This window comes from Shinella sp. NM-101 (genome assembly GCF_021401195.1).
Taxonomy (GTDB): Bacteria; Pseudomonadota; Alphaproteobacteria; order Rhizobiales; family Rhizobiaceae; genus Shinella.
Map to the genome: position 1 here is coordinate 49,124 of NZ_JACBFT010000003.1, position 12,300 is coordinate 61,423.

The 12,300-nt window shown below is 60.3% G+C and carries 12 protein-coding genes; 7 read left to right on the forward strand and 5 right to left on the reverse strand.

Annotated features, from left to right (window positions below; translation table 11 throughout):
* Positions 1-2 precede the first annotated feature (2 nt).
* Positions 3-1,649 carry an FAD-dependent monooxygenase gene (locus L0976_RS07315; protein WP_234186738.1) on the reverse strand — a complete coding sequence of 549 codons (1,647 nt, stop codon included), beginning with the start codon at positions 1,647-1,649 and terminating at the stop codon, positions 3-5.
* Positions 1,646-2,503, reverse strand: a complete 858-nt coding sequence (locus L0976_RS07320; RefSeq protein WP_234186739.1) for an alpha/beta fold hydrolase — start codon at positions 2,501-2,503, stop codon at positions 1,646-1,648. Before L0976_RS07320 ends, L0976_RS07315 begins: the two co-directional genes overlap by 4 nt.
* Before the next feature lie 90 nt (positions 2,504-2,593).
* Between L0976_RS07320 and L0976_RS07325 the strand changes: the two genes are divergently transcribed.
* Positions 2,594-3,298, forward strand: coding sequence for a TetR/AcrR family transcriptional regulator (locus L0976_RS07325; protein ID WP_234186740.1), 705 nt, complete (start codon positions 2,594-2,596; stop codon positions 3,296-3,298).
* A 626-nt stretch (positions 3,299-3,924) separates the two neighbouring features.
* On the opposite strand, the gene L0976_RS07330 is transcribed toward L0976_RS07325, so the two are convergent.
* A complete protein-coding gene (locus tag L0976_RS07330) occupies positions 3,925-4,833 on the reverse strand; it encodes an ImmA/IrrE family metallo-endopeptidase (protein ID WP_234186741.1) in 909 nt (302 codons plus the stop codon).
* Positions 4,830-5,159 carry a helix-turn-helix domain-containing protein gene (locus L0976_RS07335; protein ID WP_234186742.1) on the reverse strand — a complete coding sequence of 110 codons (330 nt, stop codon included), beginning with the start codon at positions 5,157-5,159 and terminating at the stop codon, positions 4,830-4,832. The genes L0976_RS07330 and L0976_RS07335 overlap by 4 nt, the downstream gene beginning before the upstream one ends.
* A gap of 185 nt (positions 5,160-5,344) precedes the next feature.
* Here L0976_RS07335 and L0976_RS07340 point away from each other — a divergent pair, with 185 nt between their 5' ends.
* The 6 genes from L0976_RS07340 (at position 5,345) to L0976_RS07365 (ending at position 11,699) form a co-directional block, all read left to right on the forward strand.
* Positions 5,345-6,601 (forward strand): nucleotidyltransferase, encoded by a 1,257-nt coding sequence (locus L0976_RS07340; protein ID WP_234186743.1) that lies wholly within the window; start codon positions 5,345-5,347, stop codon positions 6,599-6,601.
* Entirely contained in the window at positions 6,601-7,059 is a 459-nt protein-coding gene (locus L0976_RS07345) for a hypothetical protein (protein ID WP_234186744.1), read from the forward strand. The genes L0976_RS07340 and L0976_RS07345 overlap by 1 nt, the downstream gene beginning before the upstream one ends.
* Complete coding sequence (locus L0976_RS07350) at positions 7,056-8,102, forward strand: CBASS cGAMP-activated phospholipase (RefSeq protein WP_234186745.1); 1,047 nt, start codon at positions 7,056-7,058, stop codon at positions 8,100-8,102. The genes L0976_RS07345 and L0976_RS07350 overlap by 4 nt, the downstream gene beginning before the upstream one ends.
* A gap of 115 nt (positions 8,103-8,217) precedes the next feature.
* Entirely contained in the window at positions 8,218-8,706 is a 489-nt protein-coding gene (locus L0976_RS07355; protein WP_234186746.1) for a hypothetical protein, read from the forward strand.
* A gap of 174 nt (positions 8,707-8,880) precedes the next feature.
* A complete protein-coding gene (locus tag L0976_RS07360) occupies positions 8,881-9,969 on the forward strand; it encodes a dsDNA nuclease domain-containing protein (RefSeq protein ID WP_234186747.1) in 1,089 nt (362 codons plus the stop codon).
* Between the two features lie 47 nt (positions 9,970-10,016).
* Positions 10,017-11,699: an AAA family ATPase gene (locus tag L0976_RS07365; RefSeq protein WP_234186748.1), complete on the forward strand. Its 1,683-nt coding sequence runs from the start codon at positions 10,017-10,019 to the stop codon at positions 11,697-11,699.
* 72 nt (positions 11,700-11,771) lie between these two features.
* On the opposite strand, the gene L0976_RS07370 is transcribed toward L0976_RS07365, so the two are convergent.
* A complete protein-coding gene (locus L0976_RS07370) occupies positions 11,772-12,290 on the reverse strand; it encodes a DUF6428 family protein (protein WP_234186749.1) in 519 nt (172 codons plus the stop codon).
* Positions 12,291-12,300: the final 10 nt, after the last annotated feature.

Genomic DNA, 12,300 nt, shown 5'->3' on the forward strand with positions numbered 1-12,300 from the left:
TCTCAGGTTCCTTCGACATGGCCAGACAGGCGGGTGATCAGGGCATCGGGATCGGAGGGCGGGGCCTTGCCGCGCCAGGCGACATGCTGGTCGCGGCGGGCGATGATCAGCGGATGGGTATAGGCGGGATGGCCGGGGTGCGGCGCATCGACGAGCTTCAGCGGCATGCCCCGGCGCGCGGCCGAGGCGATCAGCGGGTCGGTATCCAGCATCGGGTCGAAGCGGAACAGCGTATAGACCGGCCCCAGCAGGTCCTGCACCGGCGTGGCTCCGATCAGCACATGCGCAAGGCGGCATCCCGGCACAGTCGAGGGGGTATGGCCTGCCATCGTATAGGCCGGCGCCTTGCCGTCGGCGGCAATGATCGGCGAATTCTCGTAGTAGTAGCCGAAGTTCAGCCCCTCGGGTAGGAACTGCGCGCGGTTGATCGGCCCGATGCGGCGGCCCATCACCTTGCGCATGACCATGCCGAGAGGGTTCCAGCGCGAGGAGAACACCTCGGGCACCGGCCTGCCGCCGAGCGCATCCACCATGTCGAGCATCGACTGCATCGCATGGCGCGAGACCTGTTCGGTGATCGGATGCCGCTCGGCCTGATAGGCGTCGCGCATCGCGGGACCCGCCCAGCCCTCCAGCAGGTTGCAGATCACCCAGGCCGCATTCATCCCGTCGGCGATCCCGGCATTCATGCCGTAGCCGGCGAAGGGCACCCACAGATGCGCCGCATCCCCGGCGACGAAGATCCGCCCGTCCTGTATCCGCTCGGCGACCATGCGCCGGGCGATCCAGTCTTCGTGGTTCAGTACCTCGTATTGGAACGAGCGGTCGACACCCAGCAGCGCACGGATCGAGTCGTCGAAGTCGACCGTCTCGAAATCGGCGACGCCATGGGGGAGCGCCCGGTGCAGAAGCCAGGTGTCCCGCCCGTCGATGGCGACAAGGATGCCGCGCACCCTGTCGTTGACGACCCAGGTCATCCAGCCGGGCCGCCGGTTCCCCCAAAGCGCGCGCATTCCCGGCGCCCGCACGAGGGTCGATCGGGATCGGGCGATTTCCGCATCCCCCATCAGCCGGGTGCCGATGGCATGGCGGGTCAGCGACCGCCCGCCGTCCGCGCCAAGGAGATAGGGCGCGCGCAGACGGCGTAGGCCGCCATCGGGAAAGCGCGCGGTGACGGTGACGCCCTCGGCGTCCTGCGCCACCTCGGTCGCTTCGGTCCGGTAATGGGCGGTCACGCCGGGAGTGGTCTGCATCGCCTGTTTCAGGATCGGCTCCAGATAGATCTGGCTCAGCCGGACCATGGGTTCGGGGCTGGGCCAGTCGCTGTCGGGAAAGCGCGGCTCGCCGCGTTCTCGGCGCGAGGGCAGCTCCAGGCGATCGAATTCTGGCCCCGTCACCGAGGTGGCGGTGACCACATCTGTAGGGAAGTCATCGGGAAGCCCGAGGGCGGCCACCTGATCGGCAATGCCGAAGCCGCGGAACACCTCCATGCTGCGGGCGGCGACGGTGTTGCATTTCGCGCCTGCCGGATCCTCGACCTCGCGCTTTTCCAGGACGATCACGCGTCTGCCGCGGCGGCCGGCCTCGATCGCTGCGCACATGCCCACCGGACCTGCGCCCAGCACGATCAGATCTGTGTCAAAGCTCATTTGTTTTCCGCCTTCAGAAAAGCCGCGGTGACCGCATTGAATTCATCGGCGCGTTCCCACTGCACCCAATGTCCGGTGCCCGCGAACAGATAGGCGGAGCAATTCGGCAGGTTCTTCTGCAGCCAGAGGGCGCCGGAGGGTCTATTGACCAGATCGACTGCGCCCCAAAGCACCAGAACCGGGTGGGGCAGCTCGCGCAGCCGTGTGTCGCGGGTGAGGTCCATCTTCCACATGGCCCGCGGGCCCGGCGGGCGGGTCAGCGGCGGATTGGCCACGACCTCGCGCCGGATCGAATCCTGATAACGCGCGTCAATCAGCGCATCGTCGACCACAATCCCAGGGGCGACCAAATAGTTGCGGATGAAATCTTCGATCTTTTCGCGGGTCGGACCCTCACCCTTGTAGTAATCCAAAAGCCGGTTCAGCCCCTTGGTGGGCAGCCTCCGCGTCGTGCCGATGCCGCCCGGACCCATCAGCACCAGGCGGTCGACCCGTTCAGCGCTTTCCAGCGCCAACCGCAGCGCCGCCGCCCCGCCCAGCGAGTTGCCGGCGAAGTGGGCGCGCGCGATGCCCATCGTGTCGAGAAGGCCGCGCAACGCGCCTGCCAGATCGCCGAAGCTGTCGCGCTTGTCGATCCCCTTCGAGGACCGGCCATAGCCCGGCATATCCGGCACGATCACCCGGAAATCCTGTGCGAGCGCGGCAATGTTCCGGGCGAAGTTCGATTGGCCAGAGGCTCCCGGTCCTCCGCCGTGCAGCATCACGAGCGCCGGGCCGTCACCCATCTCGGCAACAAAAATATCGCGGTGTCCCACGCGCAGCGTTGCTTCGTGCATCTTCGGTGTTTGTAGCATGGCAGGTTCTCCGATATATAAAATGACACAACTGTCATTATGATGCAAGTGTCATTTCAAATTGCTGCGATGCCCTGTAAAGTGCCGTTCATGAAGAAGTCAGACGCCACGCCCGATCACCGCAGCCGAACCGCTGAGCGCCGTCGCGACGCAATGCGCCGCCGCCTTGTGGAAAGCGCGATGGCGGTGTTTGCGGAAAAGGGGGCAGAGGCGGCGGTGATCGACGACGTGATCCGTGCTGCGGATGTTTCGCGCGGAACCTTCTACAAATACTTCTCCTCGACGCGTGACCTGTCAGTCGCGATCAGCCAGGAATTGGCCGATGAACTGGCGGGTTATGTCGAACAGGTGGTGCTTGCCATTCCGGACCCGGCGAGAAGGGTGGCGTTCGGATTACGACTCTTCATCGAGACAGCTCGAGCGTTTCCACTGTTCGCGGGCTTCATCCGCGCCACAGGGCTCGAAGCGACCGGGCCTGCATCGCTGATCAACGACTACCTGCCGCGGCATCTGTCCGAAGGAGCGGCGCAGGGCCGCTTCGTCGATGAACCTGTCGAAGTGCTGCTGGACCTAATTGTCGGGGCGGTATTGCTGTGCGTGCTGCGTCAGGTCGAGCACCCGATCGGCACGGCGCATGTGCGCCAGGTCGTCGCCTCAATCCTGCGCGGCCTCGGCCTGCCTGCCGATGAGGCCTGGAAAATTGCAGATATCGACGTGCCGCCACTAGCACTGCCCGCCGACAGCCTCCTCATGCGCGCCCATTTGCGGCTATCGTCTTTGCAAGGCAGGCTTTGAAATCTGGAATTTTGCCTCGAGCAACGTCCGGGGCGCCGAGATTCGCAACCAACATAAAACGCTCGGTTAGAAGCCTATCTCACGGCATGCTCGAAGTGATCAACAATCAAAGTGCACCCGCTTGGTGCGTTAAGGATCGTGGCGGAAGCGGAAATGATTTCTGATTTAAACCGTCAAAGACGGCAAAGCTGCTTTTGATGAATGACAGTTTTGCGCCCCCATTCCGGCCATTGAGTTTATCCGTTACAAGCCCCGTAAGCTGTCGTTCATAGGACCGTCCGACGCCACACGCGGCCCGGAGCGGTTCAACTGGCCCCAGTCATCCTTACTATGGTGCTGGGACACCAGCGGAGACTCTTTGAACATTCACAACGGTAAAATTTCTGATCAGCTTCAATTCTTCAAAGCAATGGCTTGCCGTTCACGCGGTCAGATACAGATTTGCAACATCAAGGATCCCAACCAGAACATCAACCGCTTGCCGTCGCGGACGGCAATGGATCGGCCTGCCCTAACATATGATTGCGGGCATCTGTTTGGCGCTGAGACGATTGTGATGGGGAAGACTAGGTGGCCTCCAAGACTATCGATTGCACGATAGTACCCGTGAACCGCAAGCATTAGGTTTACTTCCCCAGCGCTGCGGTCTTGAAAAACTGGGTGTAAGAGTCTTCGAGCGCATCCTCGGCCTGAAATGCGGGCGCTTTGCCCTCGAAATGCAGCAGGGTGAGTTCGAAATCGTACTTGTCAGTCCGCATGCACATCTCGATAACTGGCTCGGGAAACCATATACCGGCGTTCTGTCGAATGCCTTCCAAGGACTCGTTACCGTATGCCTTCCGTGCTGCAAGAGCGGCCGTAGGTAGTTCGAATAGTTCGCTCTTCGTCCTGAGGAAGCGCCCAGACTTGAACGCGGCTTCGCTCGACTTCGCCCAGAGAGCAAATCCATCGACGGAGGCGATCACCATGGCCCTTGTGGTCGTATATTCCAACCATCGCAGCGTTGCTGCCGTCAAGGACACGCCATACCGTTCCGCGGCCTCGCCAAGGCGGGTGAACCCTGCGAGATTGTCCGAAGGGATGAACCGCCTGAAGTCGTCGAGCGGCATGAGAAGATTGGCGGCGAACTCGTTCGCCTCCTTCTCTATATCTCTGCCAACGCCGTGTTCGACGGCGTCCTTGGTGCAGTAGAACCCGCCGTCAAAATCCGGATCGTCATCGACCAGGTTGCGATGAAGGACGAAGTGGCCAAGCTCATGCGCGATGGTATAGGCCCGGCGACCTGCGCTCTGCTTCCGATCATACATGATGGCCCAGCGCCGGGGCTTCGTCTCGCCTGGCACGAGGGCCCCTTCGCAGCCGGGAAGATCGTCGGCGGCGATCCTTTCGATATAACTGTCGGGTGCAACCTGTTTCGTGTACTCGAGTGCAAGCTCGCTTACGTTCACAGGTCCCTTGTAGAACCTGTCCTTTCCGAGAACGGTGTTCAGCACCAGGGAGATATCGTTGGCAGCTCTCCGGGGTGACCTGATCATTCGCCGTTCTTTCCTCCAAGGAGCTTCGCCATCGCGCGGATCTTCTGGCGGGTGTCGTCCGGCATCCGGCTGTATTCCCGGAAGAAGGCCTTGTCCTCGGCGTCGGCCAGGGTGACCTCCTCGCGTCCGATCAGATAGTCTGTGGTGACTCCCAGGACGGCGGCAATGTCGGCGAGCTTCTCCGCGCTAGGACGTGGTGGATCCTTGTTCTCCAGCTCCCATATGTAGCTCTTCGAACAGCCGGTTGCGGTCGCAAGCTGATCGAGCGTCAAGCCTTTGGCTGTGCGTAGCTCTTTGATTCTCTTGCCGAAAGTGGGTTGTGACATGACGGAACCGTTCGTTGGTTATTTTTGTTCGGTGTAGAAGTATAATATGGCCCTTGACTCCGGAAGGCAACATCCTCATTTTGTTCGGAGTAGCGATAATTTGACTTAAATTAAAGCGAACCAGAGGGGAGCCAGCATGCGTGTGAACATGGTGAAGTCGATCAAACTTTCAGAGGAAATCGAACATGAACGTGAGTGCATTTACTGGGATTGATCCGTTCCTTGATCCGGTCGACCGGATCCTCGCGCAGATCGCCTTCAACATCCAGCTTCCGCCCTCTCTCCACGCGAAGGCGGTCAGCCGCTACGAAGCCGTCCGTCGCCATCTGGAAGCGACCACCTTCTTTGCTGACGGTATCGAGCATTTCTATCCGCAGGGTTCGATGGCAATCGATGCCACCATCTCGACCCGCGGCACCGACGACGAGTACGACATCGACATCATCGCCCAGCTTGCGGGGAAATACCGCCACCTCGGTCCGCTCGGTGTTCTGAAGGCCCTCGAGGCCGCCTTGACCAACTATCCTGTCGAGAAGGTGATCCGCCAGACGCGCTGCGTCACGCTCGTCTATGGTGACAGGATGCACCTCGACGTCAGCGCGGCCTTCCGGGAGAAGGGGACGCCTGAAAGGCGCAGCCAGATCATGCACGCGAAGGGGCCGCATCCGGGACCTGACGACTGCGAGGTTCCGAGCAATGCCTACGGTTTCGCGGAGCACTACAAGTCCCGCACTCCGGTTGAGACTGCTGTCTCAGAGGCCTTCCGCCGCAGGTGGAACGACCACGATCGCCTCCGCGCAGACGCCGAAGTCGACGATGTGCCGGATCAGGCGCCCTTCGTCGTGAAGAACATGGCGACGCTGGCTCTTCAGCTTGTGAAGCGCTACCGGAACATCACCCATGACCGCAAGCGCCGCTCCGGCCGGATGGCCCCTTCGGTGCTTCTCGCGAATTATGCAGCTCGCTCCGCCAGTCCGGGCAGGACGCTGAGCGACGCACTGATCTCGCTCTGCAATCTGCTGATCATCGACATTCGTCGAGCTTCCTCGCTCGGAAGCACGCTGACTGTCGTGAATCCCACCTGGGATCAGGACGAATTCACTGATCGCTGGCCGGAATCCATCGATCAGCAGAACGAGTTCGCCGACGATCTCGCCAACCTGGTCGCTGCGCTCAACCATCTTCGCTCCGGCCGAATGGATCCTGTCGACATTCCTGCGGAACTTCGCCAGCTCTTCGGCGACTACGTGGTGAACGAAGCCATCAGGAAGATCGCCCAGGAGACGGGCGGCGCCGTGAAACAGGCGAGCCAGAGCTACACGAGGGCGGGTGGAATCCTCGTTCCCTCCACGGCCGCGGCCGCGCCCACGCTTATCACCTCGAAGGCTGCTGCTGCACCCGTCGCCGCGAGCCGCCACGACTTCTTCGGGGACGCTGTCTGATGGCGTTCCTTCCATTGACCATCGAGGAGCAGGTCGCAGACATGCGCGCGGCCTGGCCTTCGTTTGCTCATCGTACCTTCGGAAAGGATGCGGTGATCTGGCAGGGCACGCTGAAGCCGCTTACCCGGTCCTATGATGTTCAGATCGCGTACAGCACTGGCATGGTCATTTCCGGACCGGAAGTCAGGATTGTAAGTCCGCGGCTGACACGCCTTCCTGGCAATCCTGAAGGATCGCTTCCCCATGTCTACAACCGTGACCGCGATCCGGTGCTATGTCTTTTCGACCCGGCGCGAGAACAGTGGAGTGGCTGGCTTTTCGTATCGGAGACCATCGTGCCTTGGACGATCGACTGGCTCGCCTGCTACGAATTCTGGCTCATGACCGGGGCCTGGGAGGGCGGCGGTCGCCATCCCCCTTCTACCGGACGACGCATCAATGTGGAGAACTACCCATGAACTACATTCCTCCGCGGCGCTCCGACGGTACGCTCGAGCAAACCCGCGTCAAGCAACCCTGGCCGAAGGATCGGCCGTTTCGAATCCTTTCGCTGGACGGCGGCGGCATCCGTGGTCTTTTCGGCGCCGCCTATCTCGCCGAGATCGAGCGGAAGTACCTCGGTGGCGAAGCCATCGCGAAGCATTTCGACATGGTGGCGGGCACATCGACGGGCGGCATCATCGCACTCGGTCTCGCCACCGGGAAGTCAGCGACCGAAATCTCGAAGATCTACACCGAGCGGGGGGAGTTCATCTTTCCGGAACCGAAGTTCGGGACAGGCCTCTGGCACTGGCTGAAGTCCTTCTTTCGTCCCAAGCATCGCAGAGCCAGCCTGCGGAACGAACTGCTTCGTGTCTTCGGTCACGAGGTGCTGGACTCGGCGACATGCCGTGCCGTCATTCCCTGCTTCGAGGGGAAGTACGGCGAACCCTTCATCTACAAGACCCCGCACCATCCTGACTACAAGAAGGACCGGCATAAGGCGCTGGTCGACATCGCACTTCACACCGCTGCGGCGCCTTCGTATCTGTCTGCGGTCGACAGCCACGGATACCAGATGCTGGACGGAGGCATCTGGGCGAACAACCCAATCATGAACGCCTTGGTGGACGCGCTCGCCTGTTACGATGTCCCCCGCGAGAATATCCGAATTCTTTCGATAGGAACCGGAGAGGAGACCGTCACATTGGCTAAACGACATCTTGAGGGCGGCAAGATCGCATGGGGCGTGTCTTCGACGATCCCGCTTCTTTTTCGGCTAGCCTCTCGCGCTCAGAGCAAGAACGCGCTCGGACAGGCTTACTTGCTTGTTGGCAAGCCCAACGTCCTGCGGGTCGACCTGGACGAGCGAGATGAGCATATGGGTCTCGACGACGTGCGGCGCGCCAGGAAGGAACTGCCGAACATGGCGAGGAGCCAGGCGGAGGCTAACGGGCTGCTCGTGAAGCAGATGTTCCTTGATACCCTTGCCGAACCTTATGTGCGCTGCCTGATCCAATAGTCATGAATCAGGTCGTGGAGTACAAGCTTCGTCTCTTGTGCAAAAGATTCCGACCGTTCTTGACTTGTTCCGGGTGTGGTTTCAAATCAGAGTTTGAGATGTACGGAGCGACCGAATGAGCAATTTGGAGTTACGCGAGTTTCATTCATTCCTTGAAGGATTGATCGAGGAATCTTCCCGAGAACAACGCTTCTCGATCGACCGGATCGTCGGCACGATCCTATCCAGCCATCCCCAACGGCTTGAGAAAATCCAGACCCAGGTCATTGCCTTGGGCTTGCGCGCACTGGTCAGGAACAACTGTCGGGCAAAGGTCAGCTCGATGAACAACGGGCCGGATATGTTCGGCCACTACCATGTGGGGAAACGCGTTGCGGTGCCCTACAAGGATGAGAAAGGCAAGCTGCGCTGGGACCGGAAGCGGCGTACCGAACTTTCTTTCGATGATCTGGATGAGATCATCGCCCGATGGGATGACCGCCCGCCGCACCGATCGCGTGACCGACAGGATTTCGAGGATATTTCGAGGCGGGCGGCACCCTATCGCGGTCAGGCGCGAACGATAGGCCAGGCACTGGAGATGGCGGAGCGAGACGGGCGATAGGCGGCACGTCGCGCGTGTTCGAGCGACAGGAGGGGTCCGGAAGCGGACGCGCCGCTTCGGCAGGTGCTACGTCCTCCTTCCGCGATTGAAACTGTTGAAGGATTCGGCGTGCGCCTCGTCTTTCAGAGGAACACGTATAAGATGCAGCGATCATCTTGATTCGGACTGAACAGCTTGGACATAAGGCAAGACCTCCTGAAGGAGCCTCAACGCGAGAAGGGTGGCAAGCTCGCGGTGGAGCGGTTCGAGTATCAGGCAGCCTGGGGGCTGTCCCGCATACTCCAGCTCTACAAGACCGTTGCCGACTTCGGGATTGCGTTCGAGTTTCACGACGACGTGCTCGAGCTCGACAGCATGAGCAGTCCCACGAAAGTCACGTTCTTCCAGGTGAAGACGCAGAAGACCGGCACATGGACACTTTCCGGCATTTCCGCGTCGCCGGGCGCGAAAGGCAAGACGACGAAGGCAAAGCCCGGCGCCGCGTCGCCGGAGAAGAAGCTGTCCTTCGCTGCGAAGATGTACGACAACTACAAGCGGTTTCCCGGACATACCGACAGGTTGGTCTTCGTTACCAACCAGATGTGCTCGGATCTTGCCGAGGGCCATGACGAGACGAAATTCGACACTGCTGCGGCATCTAAGATCGAATCCTTCAGAAAGCGCCTGAAGGAGCAGGATCCTGACTTCCTCGAAGAGCACTCGAAGCTCTTCCATTTCTGCTGCTCCACCATGAACCTCGTCAGCTTCAGCGACACGATCATGGGCGCCGTCCAGAAGTTCGTCATCGAGCAGACCGGCATGACGGATACCAGCACCTACGCCTTCGCCCTCATGCTTCTTGAAGAGTGCCGCCAGCGGGAGCGCATGGACGTCGATTTCACTACTTTTTCCGGCATGTCCGAATCGTTCGTGACGCGGAAGCTGGTCGATGACCGTCTGGAAGAGTTCAAGAGGAAGCGCACGGAGGCTGTCGACTGGCTGCAAATCGCTCCTGACATAACGAACATAGTCCGGCGGCGCGATATCGGTGCGGCGTGGAAGCTCTACGTCAATGACCGCCTTTCCCGGTATGGACCTGGGCCGCAAAGATTCAGGAAGGCTGTCCGTGACGTAGTCGCACCCCATGTCGTGGGGGCTCGCGATCTTTTGACGGAGGTGGACGCCGCTCTTCCGGAGGTCAGGCAGCTTGCGCACCTTTGGGATCCGGCCGTGAGCGACGACTATCTCCGCGCCGTCATCCTTTACGAGTTCCACGATGTCTAGCAGCGAACGCTTTCAGCAGCTCGTCAGAAATCTCAGATTGAAGAATCATGAAAAACTTGCGCTTCGAGAAGTTAGAACTCCTGTCGACGACGGAGCGGAAGGGCAGGACGGTCGAGTTCCACCCGCGGCTGACGGTGATCATCGGCGAGAATGACGTAGGGAAGTCCTCGGTCATCAAGAGTCTCTACTGGGCCTTTGGCGCACCAGTGAGAATGCATCCGGAGTGGCTCAAGGCCAAGGTGAAGGCGCGGGTGTCCTTCGCCATCGATGGTGAACGCTTCTCGATAGTCAGGGACGGATCGTCCTTCGGGATTTTCGACGAGAAGGGAGATCTCCTCATCGCGACTAGGAGCGTCACGTCCGAACTGGGTCCGTTCCTGGCGGAGATGCTCGACTTCGGCCTGGTGCTGCCGAACAGGTCCGGCGTGACCGAGACGCCGCCGCCGGCCTACATGTTCATGCCCTTCTACATCGATCAGGACAGTGGCTGGAAGCAGTCGCTCGAATCCTTCGACATCCGCGGGCAGTACAAGAACCCGCGGAAGGCCGTCGTCGAGTTTCACTCCGGCATCAGGCCGAACAGGTACTACGAACTGCAGGCTAAGAAGACCTCGGTTCAGTTGGAGATAACCGAACTCGGCCGCGACCGTCAGGTGCTGGAAAAGGCCGTGGCCAAGCTGAACCTGCAGCCCGCCTTCACAGGTACGGAATTCAGCGAACTCGAGCATCGTGAATCCGTGGATCGCCTCCTCGTGGAGTTGCGCGACCTGCGGGCGGTTCGATTGAAGAGCGCTGCCGAGCTCGCCGGCCTTGTCGACGAGCGTGAACTCGTGACGGAGCAGATGAGGATTGCCCGACTCGCGATGGAGGAACTGGGCAAGGACTACGCGTACGCTGCTAAGGCCGGGGAGGAAATCTTCTGCCCGACATGCGGCACGGTCCACGACAACGACTTCACGCACAAGTTCTCGATTCTCGACGATCGTGAAGCCTGCGCCCAGTTCCTCCGCGATCAGCATGACCGGCTTGTCGATATCCGGAAGAGGGCGGCCAAGGTGGAGGCGCGTCTGGACAGTACCGACGCGTTTATTGAAAAGGTGTCCGGAACTCTTGTCGAGAAGGAAGGGGACCTGACCCTCAGGGAGGTCATTGAAAACGCCAGCGCGAACATGGCGCGGGGCCTGTTCGACATGCAGCTCGACGACATACGGGCGGAAGTCGACAAAAGGGCGGGGGAGATCGTCGAGATCGACGCCGAGGTAAAGAAGCTAGATGACAAGAAGCGCAGGAAGGAGATCGAGGCCTGCTACGCCGAGTTCATGGCCGGCTTCCTGCGGACCCTCAATGTTCGAAAGATCGACTTCGACAGCGCGGGCAAGATCGTCCGCAAGGTCAACGACACTGGAAGCGATCAGCCGCGGGCGGTTCTTGCCTACCATCTCGCAGTCATGAAGACTGTCTTCCAGTTCTCCTCCGCCCTCACGGCGCCAATGATCATCGACAGCCCAAACCAGCAGGACCAGGATGCAACAAATGTCGCGGCCATGATCGCGCTCATCATGAGTAGCCGCCCGGACAATGGACAGACTATCCTGGGAACGGTGAGTCTTCACGACCAGAAAGTTGAAGACGGCGAAGTCATCGAATTGGTCGACGAACTATCGGCTTTGTCATCCGACCAGTATCCGGGAATCCTTGAGACAATGAACTCCTTCCTGGGGAGGATGTAAATCGTTCCGCGCCGTTAGTAGTGCCGCTTGGTAACCTTCCGGCACTATTTCTCGCCAGGCGTCTTGCCACTCTCAGACGCAACACTTCGACCCGATCACTGCCGGACCGCAGGAGAAGTTTGCCATCTCGGTTTTCTCCGCCAACCAACGATCACGCGGTTTGCAGCTCGAAGGCCGCGCGGTCAGAGCCACCTCAAACCGATCTCCCGTGGGGCGCGGCGATGACGCGCAGTAGAGGGCCATTGGTTGATTTCCGTCACTGACTTCAAAGGTCAGCTTGGCTGCCGGGTCGAGCCGAACGTGATCAGAAACCTTGCGGATGATCGCGGAGAACTTACCCGCCGGCATGTGGCTCCGACCATCCTCGTCGATATCCCAGAGCTGGATGAACATCTCCGACCAAGCTTCCGGGTTGGCGCCACAGTCGAGTGCCGAAAACGCGCCTGCTTTAACCTCGGTGACGTGGTAGCCCGCCTTTACCGGGTGCCCTTCATAAAGAAACACCAGCGGCGCTTCCGGCGCGACCGTCAGCCCGTCGAGAAGCTGGCCAAGCGTGATATCGGAGGAAACAGCCTTGTCGATTACGTTCATGTGCGCTACT